The organism is Propionibacterium acidifaciens DSM 21887 (assembly GCF_000426605.1).
GTDB classification, from domain to species: domain Bacteria; phylum Actinomycetota; class Actinomycetes; order Propionibacteriales; family Propionibacteriaceae; genus Propionibacterium; species Propionibacterium acidifaciens.
The window spans coordinates 1-12,537 of the sequence record NZ_AUFR01000001.1 but is presented as its reverse complement, the minus strand read 5'-3'; the positions used below and the strand labels follow the sequence as shown (position 1 = coordinate 12,537).

The following is a 12,537-nucleotide window of genomic DNA, read 5'->3' as shown; positions in this document are numbered from 1 at the left end:
AACTGCGGCGCGGCGGAATCCACTGCTAGCGCACCTCCGAGGCCACCGGCCGCCTCGGGGCGGCCGGGGCCCGGTTGTTCCAGACCGGGGTGGGCGCGGGGACCATAGCGAGGATGCGCTCGACGACCTGGGCGGCGCTCACGTCGTCGGCGATGGCGTCGAAGCTCAGCATGATGCGATGGGCCATGACGTCGGGGGCGATGGCCTGGACGTCGGTCGGCAGCACGTAGTCGCGGCCGTGGATGAGGGCGACGGCGCGCGCGGCGGCGACCAGACCCAGGGTGGCCCGCGAGGAGCAGCCGATGGAGATGACGCGCGCCAGGTCGGGCATGTTGAAGTCGGCCGGGTTCCGGGTGGCCAGGATGAGGCGGACGATGTACTCGGCGACGAGGTTGTGGACGAAGATGCTGGAGGCCCTGTCCTGGAGCGACCTGGTGAGCTCCGGGTCGAGGATCCGCGTGGCCGTGGGGGCCTTGACCGACATGCGGCGCAGGATCTCGAGCTCCTCGTTGCCCTTCGGGTAGGGCACGTCGACCTTGAGCAGGAAGCGGTCGCGCTGGGCCTCGGGCAGCGGGTAGACGCCCTCGGACTCGACCGGGTTCTCGGTGGCGATGACGATGAAGGGGTCCTTCATCGGGTAGGTCGTGCCGGCGATCGAGACCTGCTTCTCGGCCATGAGCTCGAGCATGGCGGCCTGCACCTTGGCCGGGGCGCGGTTGATCTCGTCGGCGAGGACGAAGTTCGTGAAGACCGGGCCGAGCTCGACGTCGAAGGTCTCCTTGCTGGCCTGGTAGACGCGGGTGCCGACGATGTCCGAGGGCACCAGGTCGGGGGTGAACTGGACGCGGGAGAAGGTGCCGCCGACGACGGTGGCGAAGGTGCGCACGGCGAGCGTCTTGGCGGTGCCGGGAACGCCCTCGAGGAGGATGTGGCCCCGGGCGAGCAGCCCGACCATGAGCTGTTCGACCATGTGCTCCTGGCCGACGATCACCTGCTGGACCTGGCTGATGGCCTTGCCCAGAAGGGTCGCCGTCTCCTCGGCGCTCGACGGGGCCTGGGTCTTCTCACTCACTCGTGTCTCCTGCAGGGCTCGGTTGAGGGGCTCGTCACGGGGTGCGGCGCACCCCAGGGCGTCGAGGGCCACCTTACCGCGGACCGGTGCGCGGGCCCCGGAGCCCGGCGGGCGCGTACCGGAGGGCCCGATCCGGGGTGCACGACCGGCGCCCGGGGAGGCCGATGCGCTTCGGTGGGCGCCGGATGTGTGATGAGATGGTGCGCGATGTCCGAGGACCAGTCAGCGCGGGGCGAGCCCGCGAGCGCGTCACCCGCCTCGGCGCCCATGGGCGTCGAGGCCTTCCCGCTGCTGTCCACTGACCCGCCGAAGATCGGCGACTTCTGGATCGACGCGCGTCTGACCGCCACCGAGGCCGGCGTCGCCTATCTCGCGCACGCCGACGCCGAGCACCAGGTGATGCTCGTGATCCTCGCCGACGGCGCCGCCCGTGACGCCGCCGCCCGCGACCGGTTGGCCGGCGAGGTCAACAAGATGAGTTCCCGGACCGTCGTCGCCCGCGGCGGTCAGGACCAGGACGAGGGCCGCCTCGGCCACCTCTTCCGCAGCGAGGACGACGACCCGGTGGGCCCCGACCATGCCCCGCTGGCCCCCTGGGTCGCGCTCGTGTGGGATGGCTCGCCGAACGCGCTGGCCGAGGCCGACCGCCTGCTGCGCAGCGTCGACCTGTCGGCGAGTCCGCAGTTGGGCACCCGCAGCGGCCCCGACTTCTCGATCCCCTGGTCATCCGACACGCGCCCCGGCGCCTGGCGGCTGTGGCCGCTGCCCTGGCCCGGACGCCGCGACCGCGCCGGCTGGCTGCCGCTGCTGGCGAGCTGGCTGCTCATGGTCCTCATGGCCTCGACGGCCCTGCTCGTGGCCGTGCTGCTGTTCCGGAACCAGCCGCCGGAGTCCCCGAACGCGCCGGTCACCGGTTCGGCCTCGTCGAGCTCGTCGAGCGACTCCAGCGACTCGAGCTCGGGCTCCCCGAGCGAGTCCGACTCCTCCTCCGGCTCCCCCAGCGAGTCCGAGTCCTCCGGGTCGGGCTCGCCCAGCTCAAGCCCCTCCGACAGCTCGAGCGACGCCTCGCAGAGCCCCGGCGGGCACGACTCGCCGACGAAGACGCCGTCGATGAACGTCTCCGGGTCCGGCACGCAGACGGCCACCGACCAGCCGACGCAGCAGCAGACGAGGCTGTAGTCATGGCCGGGCGCTCCCCGCGGGCCGAGGGCCGACCGGTCCGCGCGATCGTCACCGACCTGGACGGCACCTTCCTCAAGAGCGCGACCGAGCTGCACCCGCGCAGCGTCGAGGCCTTCCGCGCCGCCGCCCGCTCAGGTCTCGGCGTCGTCTTCGCGACCGGCCGCCCGCCCCGCTGGGTCGACGTCCTCGACCCGCTCGCCGACATCGAACCGGTGGTCATCTCGACCAACGGCGCCGTCCTCTACGACCTGGCCCGTCACGAGGTGCTCGACCACCACGACCTCGACGTCGCCGATGCGCTCGGCTTCGCCGCCGCCCTCGCCGAGCGCGTGCCCGACGTCTGCTTCGCCGTCGAGTACGCGCACGCCGAGTGGGGCACCGACCCGCGCTACGAGCGGCTGCTGGAGGAGGGCCGGCGCCGCCCGGCGAGCATCGCCCCGCTCGAGGAGCTGCTCGGCCTCGACGCCGCCGTGAAGTTGCTCGTCGTCTCGCCCGGCACGTCGACCGAGGCCCTGGCCGAGGCCGCGCGCCGGGCCGCCGGGGGCCGCATCAACGTGACCTTCTCGACGCTGCGCGCCCAAGGGCTCGTCGAGTGCAGCGCCCCGGGCGTCACGAAGGCCGCGATGCTCGCGGACGTGCTGGAGCGGATGGGCGTCGACCCGTCTGAGGCGATGGCCTTCGGCGACATGCCGAACGACGCGGACATGCTCGACATGGTCGGGTACCCCTACGTCATGTCGAACGCGCACCCGAGCCTGCTCGACGGGCGCTACCCCGTCGCGGGCGCCAACACCGAGGGGGCGGTCGGCGCCGTCGTCGAGCGCGAAGTGCTCGGCGGGCCCTGAGCCGGCCGGCTCAGACGTCCAGGCGGCGCTCCTCGCCGGACCTGAGACTGGCCGGGACGTCGACGAGGACCTGGTTGGCGCTGCCCCGCCAGGGCAGGGACAGGGTCCTCCTGGCCCGGACGTACGGCCCGGCGACCATGACGTCCACGAGGAGGAGGAGCTCGGCGAGCCCCGGGTCGCGGGCGGCCCTCCGCACGAGCACCTGCCAGGTGTACCCCGAGTAGCACCACACCGACCAGCCGCGGCCCCTGGCGGCGCGCGCGAGGACCGCGCAGTCAGCAGCCTGGACCGTCGGCTCGCCGCCCGACAGGGTCAGCCCCGAGGCGAGGCGCTCGTGCTCGATGACGTCGACGAGCTCGCCGACCCCGACCTCGCGGCCGCCGTCCACGGCGTGCGTCGACGGGTTGTGGCACCCGGGGCACCGCAGCGGGCAGCCCTGGCAGAAGACGGTGACCCGGACGCCCGGGCCGTCGACGATCGAGCTCGTCGTGAACCCGGCCAGTCTCACAGCGCGTGCGTCACCCGGTCGCGGACCTCGGCGCGCTTGGCGTCGTTGAAGCGCTCGAGCGTGCCGACGAGGTAGCCGGTGATGCGGCGGATCCGGTCGAAAGGGCGCCTCCCCTCGGCCCGCCCGCAGCCGGGGCACCGGTCGTCGATGACACCGGTGTACCCGCACACCGGGTCGTGGTCGACGGGGTGGTTGATCGCGCCGTAGCCGATGCCCGACCCGGCCATGAAGCGGACGATCTGCTCGATCGCCCCGACGTTCTTCGAGGGGTCGCCGTCGATCTCGACGTAGGTGATGTGCCCGGCGTTCGTCAGGGCGTGGAAGGGCGCCTCCTTGGCGATCTTGTCGGCGAGGCCGATGTCGAAGCCGACGGGGATGTGGAAGGAGTTCGTGTAGTACTCCTTGTCGGTGACCCCCGGGATGATGCCGTGGAGGCGCTGGTCCATCCGCACGAAGCGCCCGGCGAGGCCCTCGGCCGGGGTGGCCAGGAGCGAGAAGTTGAGACCGGTCCGCTCGGCGGCCTGGTTCATCCGCCAGCGCATGCGCACGACGATGGAGTAGGCGAGGTCCCACGCCCGCTGGGACTGACCGTGATGCTCGCCGATGAGGGCGTGCACCGCCTCGGCGAGCCCGATGAAGCCGACCGACAGCGTGCCGTGCTTGAGGACCTCGCGCACCCGGTCCTGGCCGCCGAGCCGCTCCGAGTCGATCCACACCCCCTGCCCCATGAGGAACGGGAAGTTGCGCACCCGCTTGCCGGCCTGGATCGTGAAGCGCTCCATGAGCTGGCCGATGACGAGCTGGATGCGCTCGTCGAGCGTGCACAGGAAGCAGTCGACGTCGCCGTCGGCCTCGATCGCCAGGCGCGGCAGGTTGATCGTCGTGAAGGAGAGGTTCCCCCGTCCGTGGGTGACGGCCCGGTCGGGGTCGTGGACATTGGCCATGACCCTCGTGCGGCAGCCCATGTACGCGATCTCGGTCTCGGGGCGGCCGGGGACGTGATGAACCCTGTTGAAGGGGGCGTCCTGGAACGAGAAGTTCGGGAAGAGGCGCCCGGCAGTGACCCGGCAGGCCAGCTGCAGCAGGTCGTGGTTGGGGTCGCCGGGGTCGAGGTTGACGCCCTTCTGGACGCGGAAGATCTGGATGGGGAAGATCGCGGTCTCGCCGTTGCCCAGCCCCGCCTCGGTCGCCAGGAGCAGCTGCCGCACGACCATCCTCGCCTCGGGCGAGACGTCCGTGCCGTAATTGATCGAGGAGAACGGCGTCTGCGCCCCGGCGCGGGAGTTCATCGTGTTGAGGTTGGCGATGAAGGCCTCCATCGCCTGGTAGGTGAGTCGTTCGGTCTCGCGCACGGAGCGCTCGCGGATCCGGGCGTGCAGGGCCTCCAGGTCGGCGCGCTCGCCGAGCAGGCCGCGCAGATAGGCGCGCTCGTCGCGCAGCTGGGCCGCGGAGGGCTCGAGGACGACGTGCGGCGGGTAGACCGCGACGGGTTCGACGCCCAGGAGCCGGGCGGCCGTGTCCGCATTCTCCAGGAACCGGCTCTCGAGGGTCCTGCGGACCCCGGGGGCCATGTCGACGTCGAAGTTGGGGATCGCCTGCCCGCCGTGCTGGTCGTTCTGGTTCGACTGGATCGCGATGCAGGCGAGCGCCGCGTAGGAACCGATCGACTGCGGTTCGCGCAGGTGGCCGTGACCGGTCGAGAAGCCCCCGCGGAACAGATCGGTGAGGCTGATCTGGCAGCAGGTCGTCGTGAGCGTGTAGAAGTCGAGGTCGTGGATGTGGATGTCCCCGAGCCGGTGGGCGGCCGCGTACTCGGGGGCGATGATCTCGGAGAGGTTGAGGTGCTTGGCGCTCTCGGTGCCGTAGCGGAGCATGGCGCCCATCGAGGACTGGCCGTCGACGTTGGCGTTCTCCCTCAGGGCGTCGTTGGCCGCGGTGTCCGCGGCGGCGATGCCGCGCAGGGACTCCATGAGGGCCGAGCCGCCCTGGGCGGGGCGGGGCGGGCGGCGTGTGATCGAGCCACCGGAATGCACGGATGTCGTCATCGACGGAGCCCCTCCTCGTGGCCCGTGCCGCGCGGCGGACGGGAGGACCCTCCCCCCGGCCGCCCGCGAGGCGGTGTCGAGTGCCGGGCCGCGGCCCGGTGCTGGCAGGTCTTCGGACTCGAAGGCGCTTCCCCGAGGGGGCTTCCTGGTCGGCGCTTCCCAGGCCGGGGCCCAGTGCTCATGCCGATGTCGTTCCTTCTCACCGCTGCGGGGCAGTCCCGGATTCGCACCGGCTTCCCTTTTCACTCCCCACCACAACATCTAGTGTCGAGGCGGGTCGACCAGCACCACGGAATGTATCAGGGGCGCTCGCGCGGAGAGCGCGACACACCCAGGGCCTCACCTTCTCACTGCCGGACCCGACCCCGCCGGGCCTCCGGGGAGTCGTCGGGCATCCGGTCGCCGGGGGCCCGACGAACCTCGGCCCCGGGGCCGCCGCCCCGGCCCCGCCCACAGGGCACGATCATCGGGGTACCGGTCACCGGGTCGTCGACGACGAGCACCGCCACGCCGAAGACCTCCTCGACGATCCGCGCGGTGACGACCTCGGCCGGGGTCCCCTGGGCGACGACGGCGCCGCCCCTCGTCGCCGCGTAGCGGGCGGCCTGGTTAAGAGGTCGTGAAGCACGGCCACCATCGTCCGGCCCTGCCGGTTGAGCTCCGCGAAGAGTTCGAGCAGGTCGATCTGGTGGGCGATGTCGAGATTGGGTGGTGGGCTCGTCGAGGAGCAGCAGAGGCGTCTCCTGGGCGAGTGCCATGGCCACCCAGACGCGTTGGCGCTGACCGCCGGACAGCTCGTCGACGGGGCGCCGGGTACGCCGCCGTCGCGGACGGTGACCTGTCCAGCCTCCCTCCCCCGGGAGCGATCGGCTCGATCGAGTAGGCCCTGCAGAATCCGACCCCGAGGAGCGGCGAGGCGTTCGGCTCCCGAGTCGGACGTGCAGGAGGGGTCCGCCGCACGCAGTGCGGCGGACTCCTCCCAAAGCATTCACATCATCCGAAGACAAAGCAGAAGGCGCTGCCCGCAGAACCGGTTCCCTTGTCGGAGTCGACCGTCTTACCGTTCTTGACGATCTCGCAGGTCATCACCTGGGAGTCTCCAGACATGGAGGTTCATTCAAAACTGGTTTTGAATGAACCTCTCGCTATCATCTCCTGTCTCTTACAGGTGATGAAGCCACATGTACCATGAGGGTTATTCAAAACTATGGCTGGCATGAAACGAAATCGTGTTTCGTGGGTTTCCTGTGCCGTTTCGGATGCGGTGGGGGCGTGCGGGTCGGGGTCGCCCCGGAAGGAGACCGCCGTCCTGGTCGGGTGGAAGAAGCGTTCCGACAATCATGTGCTGGTGCGGATGAAGGCAGAAGCGGTCCTGCACGCCTCCCGAGGCGTCGATACGGGCATCATCGCAGAGACGGTCGAGCGGACGGAGAGGACGGTGCAGGAATGGCCGGCCGACTGGCGGGCCACCAGGATGTGCCGGGTCCCGGCCGGGCACGCGGGGAACCAGAACGCGGCGGAACCCGCCCGCGCCCGGAAGCAGGAACCCGAGACCATCCTGGCCCGGCCGCCCTCCCGGTCGGGTGTCCGCGCCGGGTTCCGGGACGTCCCGGCGATACGTGAGGTCGTGAAGATCCTGTTCGACGCCGAACACCAGTCGGACTCCTCCCACCGGCTGCTCCTGCGCTTGTGCGGGCCGAGCCCCGAGCCGCCCGGACCCGTTCGACGGGCACCGCGACGAGAAAGCCACCACCAGACGCATGGCCTGGGCGACGACCCGAGTCAAGAGCTTGTCGGGCCAGGGCCGGGAGGTCCACACCGCAAGACTGAGGTCCGCTTGGAGCACGAGGCCGAGACCCGCCGCATGCAGCCCCCGAAAGGACAACGCACCAGACCGTCCGTGGACCGGCAGAAGACGTCCCAGTCCTTCCCCGGTGCGCTCTCCCCGACCAGCAGAACAGTCACGCCGTACCCGACCGAGCAGAACCGGAACACCTGGCAGACGACCCTCGCACCGGACCTGCTCCAACGAGAAACCGAGGCCGGCAAGACCGCGGTCGTCCCGGACAACGCCCGATCCCACCACGCCAAGATGCTGGCCGGCCTCTACGAGCCCGGCCGGCTGCTGGAGCGCATCACACCGATCCATCTGCCGCCGTACGCGCCCGACCACAACCCGGTCGAGCACGTCCGGAACACGGCCAAGAACAACACCGCCACCATCCAGCGCGAAACCCCCGAAGAAACCTTCGAAACATTCGCCTCACACGTCACCGGCCGCACCGTCGACTACGACTTCGAACACCTCCCACTCCGTGAAACCAGAAACGATTTTGTTTCACGACGGCCAGAGGTTCATTCAAAACTGATTTTTGAACGAATCTATCGCTATCATCTCCCGTCCCTTACAGACGATGAATCCACTTATACCATTTACCATTTTTGATAGATCCCTCCAGGTCAGACAGACTTCACCACCGCGGCAAGCTCATCGCTGCTGCGCCTGAGGAACTTGTGGCTACGGTTCAGGATTTTGATCATCTTTTTCGGGTCGATCTCGCCGTTGTCACCACTTTCACCATCGACGTCATCTTCGGACATTTCACCATCGGGTACGTAGCGTTTTATCGCCTCGATTTCTATCTCAAGTTTGAGGATCTTCTGGTTGAGGACGGCATGAATCTTCTCAACCGAGGCGACGTCACCATAACGCTTTATGAGGACTTCCTCGCAGAAGGCCACGAGCTTGGCACACTCGTCCAGCACATAGCTTCCGTTGGTCGCAAGCGCCATCGACGTTGCCGCAGAGATGCCGGACCCTCCAACAGCCCCGAATAGAGCGCCGCTGCCTGCGACTAGCATGGTGCCACCAGCCATGCCAGCACCACCAACTGCGAGGGATCCCCCTCCAAGGAAGGCAAGACTTGCGCTTGTGAGCGCGGCGCCAGATAGAGAGGCGGTCTCCGCTCCAAGAGCGGCGGCGAGTACGGGAGCGATTGCAGGCGCGAAGTAGAACGCGAGCCCGCCGGTCGCTGCGACGACGACCACCGTACCGGCAGCACCCACGACACGTTTGATAGCCGCACCATCAAGCTTGCCTCTTGCACTGTTCACAGCCTTGTCGAGTGCACGCAATTCTTTCTTTCCTACGATGCCTTGTCGTTCGCAGAACACATCCCCGAGGTAGTCGGTTTCAGGCTTGAGACCCTCGTAAATCTTATCGTTGTCGCCATGCAGAGGCATGTACGGTTTGAACCGTACTGCCTCCATGCCCACGAGCCACAGCCACGAGCTGTTCGAATCGACATCGTAGAGCTTGTCGATGGCGTCATAAAGGACGGCTCCTTCCAAGAAATACCCGGCATTGGCCACCCAAGCGAGACCCACGGCCTCGGCGATCTTCCGGCTCCACTCCTCGAGCCAGTCTTTCTTCTTGGCCGCCACCCTCGGGCGCGCCTCATACTCGATGTCGTAGGCTATTCTTGCACGCATGAGGGAGTGTAATATGCGGGCTCGCTGGAAGTCCAATTTGAGGCATCTTAAATCGGATAGCTCACGCTCGTACTTCTCCTCCTCACTCTCACCCCCTTGAGCTTCTCGCCTTTCTAGTGTCACGTCCGACACACAAGATATGACGAAGGTTGCCACCCCAACGTAGTTCACACGCAGGAAGAATTTAACCGGGTTCATGCTCTTAATTGCACGGACGGTGGCATCTGCAATGTCCACACCAGCAAAGACGCCGCTCGAAACGGTCACCATGCGCCGCATGGTCGGCGTACCCCAAGGCAGTATGTCCTCCGGCGCGATACGCCCGAGGTCACTGATCCCGAGTAGACCGAGGCTATTTACCTCGCGTGCAAGCCTGCGACAGAAGTAGAAACTTCGCACGACGCACTGGTTGACGAGCACGGGTAGGACCTGCCTGTCAATCTCTCCGAGGATACCTATCTCGGTGCGCAGATCGAACTTCTGAACGCTGCCCTTGATGATCTTGCCGGTCTCGTCTCGGTCTACGAGCAGGGTACCGTTAAAGAGCTTGGTCACCCACAGACGAAATTCCATGTCACCGTCGCCCGATTTTTTGAAGAACGGCAGCGCTGAGAGTTCCTTCATGAAGGACACAAGCGGCCCCGGTATACCAGTCCCCCCCATAAGAGACCCACTGGAACCAGCCATGTCGCTCACCATGTGGAAGAACCAGCCGATGACACCAAAAACGATTTTTTCCTGAAAATTCTTGCCGATGCACATCTTGTGCGACTCCGGCACGGACACGACATGCAGCATCCCGGCCTTGTCAGTTCCCACCACCAAGCCGGTGAACTGCGTAAGTATCGAGAAGAACAGCCCACCGATGCTAAAGTGGTGAGAGAAGTCGCGAAGGTGATGCTGCAGCCCGCCGCCGAAGTCATTGGTGTTGCCATCAGCGGCCAACGGATGCTTCTTCTCAAGCGTCTTGATAGCATCGTTCAGATTGTCTCCTGCGTAACCCTCGACGCGGGCAACCTCTATCACAACCTTCTCAATCTTGTCCCGACCCCACTCACTCGCTCGATCCAAAGAGAATTCTCCTGCGTAGAACACATCAATAAGACCAGCTAGGACACCGCTACCCACAGCCACGATGTAGTCGAGCTTATCAGCTTCATCAACGTGCCGTTCCCATTCTATTGAATGAATATTGGTCACACGCGTACAGTCACTATCCGAAGTTTCTTTTTCTCCAGAACCGGATTGCCTTATTGCACCCGTTCCGAGTAGTAAACGTTGTTCCGGGAAAACCATCTCGTATTGAACGAGAGGACCAGGGTATTCATCTATCATTTTGCTACTCAATTCCTGATGGCTCATGCCTCGGGGGTCATATGGTTTAGCGACCCCTGCAATCGAATTGGGCCTCCGAACGATCTTCAGGACAACTTACCCATTGAAATCGAAGCTGTATTTCAATATTGACCTGATCAGATTCATATCTGACAGCAAGACTCGTTCATGACTTTCAACTTATCTCATGAGTTCGAAGCCTATACAAGACTCTACTTCGTGAGATTTCTAGTCAAGAGTTTATTTGATATCATTCAAGTTTTGAATAAGCCTCCTTCATTCAGACGCACCATCCTTGACCACATCATCGCCTACCAGTATTGCGAACGAGCTTCTTTCCCGTGGGATGAGATTCATCATGGCGAGGCGAAGCTCATTCTCTGTCGATCTTGACCACCAAGGGTTGTGCACGACGCACCACCCACAAAATCCGTGACCCTGCTAAAATCAGCCCGCTCACCGTTTGGTGATATCACAGGCCATCTCTTGATCATCACCCGTCATGAATCCCCGAAACGAAAAAATAGTAATCAGGAGGCTCCCCACTCGTGAGAGTTCTATTCCACCCATCCCACAAGTCTTCGGCATTGGTTGATTCGCCAGAACCCCAGTTGACAGACCCGTTGCAACAGTGGCATGCAAAATCAACGTCAGTTCATCATCGACCCCTGTCGTCTCACCAATCACAGCGACCTCTACCTCCTCCGCCTCGGCTGCTTCGCCTTGTGAACACTTTTTCGTGTTGAGGTCAGTGAAGATGGGAAGTACAGACTTGCCCTTGAGCAAGGATAACACTATTCCCCTAGGGGCACCACAGTGGATGGCAAGAATCAGGATAGATGACCAACCCAGGGGCCGCACTCTGCACACCTACGATTCGACCGCGCCTGCCATGGTCCCATCGATCTGCACACAAATACCGTGTCTGATCTTGGACTTGATGATGAAGGTCTGGCACTCTGCGCCAAGATCGAACGAAATGAGCCACACATACAGCAACTGGGGTACCCCAGATCTCGAGCGTCGTCCGCAGCGGTGGGGCGCCTGGGGCTCGAACCAATGCCCCAGGGAATTATGAGTCTCCTGCTCTGACCTGCTGGCCAACGCTCCCTATCAAGCACCGCTTGGCAGCTCACAGGCTAGCCGATCGACGGCTCAGCGCGTGTTCCGGCCCGTCGACCAGTCGATGGGCCGGAACACGCCGCTTCGCCGCGAGCATGGGCTTCGGACACGAGCGACACGGCGACCTCTGGCCAGTGGCGCCGTCCCAGCGTTCCGCGCCGTACTGCCCGAGGATGAGCGCAGAAGATGAGCGCAATCAATCGGCGTGCACCAAGCTGCCGAATCCGCCCAGGTCGAGCACCGTGCGCACGGGGTGGCCGGTGACGACGGCGACGCATCGGACCAGCCCGGCCAACGCCGCCGGATGCGGCCTGGCATCCCCGGGATGCTCAACGATCGGCACCGGCGCCCCGTCGAAGTCGAAGCACAGCACCGAACGCCCCGGTGAGGCGAGAATCGCCTGCTGGAGGCGCAGGGCCCGGCCCATCATAGGCGCACGGCGGGGTTCTGCGAGGCGTACGAACTGCTCATTGGTTCACTGGAGTGCAGATGGGCACAGCAGGCGCGATCGAATACGTCCGCAGAACCCGATCCCGAAGATCAACGAGACACTCAACTCCCGCACGATGGACGAGGAATCATCCGATCACATCCAAGGATTGGCATAGACCTCATATGGCTGACATGAAACGAAACCGTATTTTTCGTGGATTTCCTGTGCTGTTTCGGATATGATTGAGGCATGCAGGTTGAGGTCACCCTGGAAGAAACCGCCGTCCTGATCAGATGGAAGAAGCGTTCCGACAATCATGTGCTGGTTCGGATGAAAGCAGAAGCGATTCTGTACGCCTCCCGTGGCGTTGATGTGGGTATCATCGCTGAAATGGTTGAGCGGGCGGAGCGGACCGTGCAGGAATGGCTGGCCGAGTGGCGGGCCACCAGGATGTGCTCGGTGCTGACCGGCCATGCCGGGAACCAGAACGCGGCGAAACTCAC

The 12,537-nt window shown here is 65.2% G+C and carries 8 protein-coding genes, 3 pseudogenes and 1 riboswitch; of the genes and pseudogenes, 4 read left to right on the top strand and 7 right to left on the bottom strand.

The window, feature by feature from the left end; genetic code table 11:
• Positions 1-25: 25 nt before the first annotated feature.
• Positions 26-1,072, bottom strand: a complete 1,047-nt coding sequence (locus K336_RS13210; RefSeq protein ID WP_021797403.1) for an AAA family ATPase — start codon at positions 1,070-1,072, stop codon at positions 26-28.
• 207 nt (positions 1,073-1,279) lie between these two features.
• On the opposite strand from K336_RS13210, the gene K336_RS0100050 reads away from it, so the two are divergent.
• Together K336_RS0100050 and K336_RS0100045 are read left to right on the top strand one after the other, a co-directional pair.
• On the top strand, positions 1,280-2,251 hold the full coding sequence (locus tag K336_RS0100050) for a hypothetical protein (RefSeq protein WP_021797393.1): 972 nt from the start codon (positions 1,280-1,282) through the stop codon (positions 2,249-2,251).
• 2 nt (positions 2,252-2,253) lie between these two features.
• On the top strand, positions 2,254-3,099 hold the full coding sequence (locus K336_RS0100045; RefSeq protein ID WP_021797392.1) for an HAD family hydrolase: 846 nt from the start codon (positions 2,254-2,256) through the stop codon (positions 3,097-3,099).
• Between the two features lie 10 nt (positions 3,100-3,109).
• Here the strand turns inward: K336_RS0100045 and K336_RS0100040 are convergent, their stop codons facing one another.
• The 3 genes and pseudogenes from K336_RS0100040 to K336_RS17300 form a co-directional block, all read right to left on the bottom strand.
• On the bottom strand, positions 3,110-3,607 hold the full coding sequence (locus K336_RS0100040; protein WP_028705967.1) for a 4Fe-4S single cluster domain-containing protein: 498 nt from the start codon (positions 3,605-3,607) through the stop codon (positions 3,110-3,112).
• Positions 3,604-5,586, bottom strand: a pseudogene (locus K336_RS13205) (anaerobic ribonucleoside triphosphate reductase); the annotation flags it as partial. The gene K336_RS0100040 and the pseudogene K336_RS13205, both read right to left, overlap by 4 nt.
• Before the next feature lie 152 nt (positions 5,587-5,738).
• Positions 5,739-5,953, bottom strand: a riboswitch (cobalamin riboswitch).
• A 46-nt stretch (positions 5,954-5,999) separates the two neighbouring features.
• A pseudogene (locus K336_RS17300) lies at positions 6,000-6,464 on the bottom strand (ABC transporter ATP-binding protein); the annotation flags it as partial.
• A 542-nt stretch (positions 6,465-7,006) separates the two neighbouring features.
• Here K336_RS17300 and K336_RS17295 point away from each other — a divergent pair.
• Positions 7,007-8,098 carry a transposase gene (locus K336_RS17295; RefSeq protein WP_211223401.1) on the top strand — a complete coding sequence of 364 codons (1,092 nt, stop codon included), beginning with the start codon at positions 7,007-7,009 and terminating at the stop codon, positions 8,096-8,098.
• 14 nt (positions 8,099-8,112) lie between these two features.
• Here K336_RS17295 and K336_RS0100015 read toward each other — a convergent pair whose 3' ends face one another.
• The 3 genes from K336_RS0100015 to K336_RS16650 form a co-directional block, all read right to left on the bottom strand.
• Complete coding sequence (locus tag K336_RS0100015; protein ID WP_028705966.1) at positions 8,113-10,479, bottom strand: hypothetical protein; 2,367 nt, start codon at positions 10,477-10,479, stop codon at positions 8,113-8,115.
• 456 nt (positions 10,480-10,935) lie between these two features.
• Positions 10,936-11,265: a hypothetical protein gene (locus K336_RS18250; protein WP_155944928.1), complete on the bottom strand. Its 330-nt coding sequence runs from the start codon at positions 11,263-11,265 to the stop codon at positions 10,936-10,938.
• A 532-nt stretch (positions 11,266-11,797) separates the two neighbouring features.
• Positions 11,798-12,031, bottom strand: a complete 234-nt coding sequence (locus K336_RS16650; RefSeq protein ID WP_028705965.1) for a trehalose-phosphatase — start codon at positions 12,029-12,031, stop codon at positions 11,798-11,800.
• Between the two features lie 252 nt (positions 12,032-12,283).
• Here K336_RS16650 and K336_RS0100005 point away from each other — a divergent pair.
• A pseudogene (locus K336_RS0100005) lies at positions 12,284-12,537 on the top strand (helix-turn-helix domain-containing protein); the annotation flags it as partial.